This is a genomic window from Kitasatospora sp. NPDC093558 (assembly GCF_040683475.1).
Taxonomy (GTDB): Bacteria; Actinomycetota; Actinomycetes; order Streptomycetales; family Streptomycetaceae; genus Kitasatospora.
Genome location: NZ_JBFBDY010001138.1, coordinates 1 through 1,472 on the forward strand (window position 1 = coordinate 1; position 1,472 = coordinate 1,472).

Below are 1,472 nucleotides of genomic sequence, written 5' to 3' on the forward strand. Positions count from 1 at the left end.
TGCTGGTCGCCGACCGCCCGTCGGTGCGCCGGCTCACCGACGAGGTCCTCACCCGGTACGCGGCGCTGCTCGACGGCGCAGCGGAGGGAGCCGACGCGGCGTCCGTCGTCGACCTGCCGGCCGTCTTCGCCGCCCAGCGCTCGTGGCTGGAGAGCGACGACGCCGAGAAGGACATCGAGTTCTGGCGCTCCCGGACGGCCGCGCTGAGCGCCCTGGAGCTGCCCACCGACCGGCCGCGTCCGCCGGTGAAGACCATCGAGGCCGAGGCCGTCACCGTCCCGGTGCCGCCCGCCCTGCACGCCGCGCTGGACGGCTTCGCCGCCGCGACCGGCACCACCCTGCACGAGCTGCTGCTCAGCGGGTACGTCGCCGCGCTCGCGCGCCACGCCCAGCAGCAGGACTTCGCCGTCGGCGTGCCGGTGCCGCCGGCGTGGCAGGAGGGCGCGGGCGGCCTCGTCGGGCCGTTGGAGAACACCCTGCCGCTGCGCTTCGAGCTGGAGGCCGGCGAGTCGCTGAGCGGGCTGCTGCGGCGCGCCGAGTCGGTGCTGGCCGAGGCGCTGGTGCACGCGCGGCTGCCGTTCGAGCAGATCGTCGAGGCGGCCCGGCCGGCCCGCGACCTGAGTCACACCCCGCTGTTCCAGGTGCTGTTCGGCTTCGAGGAGCAGTGGGCCTCGCGCGAGCTGCCGGGCGCCGTGGCCCGCCCGCTCGACCTGCCGACCACCTGGACGCCGCACGACATCGACCTCTACGCGGTGCGCAGGGACGGCGAGTTGGCGCTGCGCGCGCAGTTCAACACCACCCTGTTCGACCGCGGCACCGCCGCGCGGCTGCTCGACCGCGCCCTGCTGCTCCTGGAGTCGGCGATCGCCGAACCCGACCGCCCGCTGGCGGACTTCCCGCTGCTGAGCGGCGAGGAGCGCGAGCACCTGGCCGCGTGGAACGCCACCCGCGCCGAGCACGACGCCCCGCGCCTGCTGCACGAGCTGGTCGAGCGGGCGGCGAAGGCGAGCCCGGAGGCCGTCGCCCTGACGTCCGGCACCGCCGAACTCACCTACGCCTCGCTGGACCTGCGCGCCGAGGCGCTCGCCGCCACGCTCACCGCGCACGGCGTCGGCGCCGAGACGCCCATCGGCGTGCTCGCCGACCGCTCGGTGCACACCGTGGTCGCCCTGCTGGGCGTGCTCAAGGCCGGCGGCGCGTACGTGCCGCTCGACCCGTCCTACCCGGCCGACCGCATCGCGACCATCGCCGCGGACGCCGGGATCGGGCTGGTCGTCGGCGCCGCGGACGCCCTCGGCGCCCTGGCCGCCAAGGTGCCCGCCGTGCGGACGCTGCCCGTCCCGACCGCCGACCCGGAGGGACCGGTCACCCGGCCCGCCGTGCACACCGCCCCGGACGGTGCTGCGGTGCGGCGTCGACCGGCCCGAGGCGCTCGACGGCGCGCACGCCGAGGACATGTCGCCGACGATCGA

1 protein-coding gene is annotated in these 1,472 nt (G+C 76.8%); it reads left to right on the top strand.

All coding sequences use genetic code 11. From position 1 onward, the window contains the following. Nucleotides 1-1,472, top strand: a 1,472-nt coding sequence (locus AB0O00_RS39180) for a condensation domain-containing protein (protein WP_363659443.1), incomplete at both ends; no start/stop codon positions are given.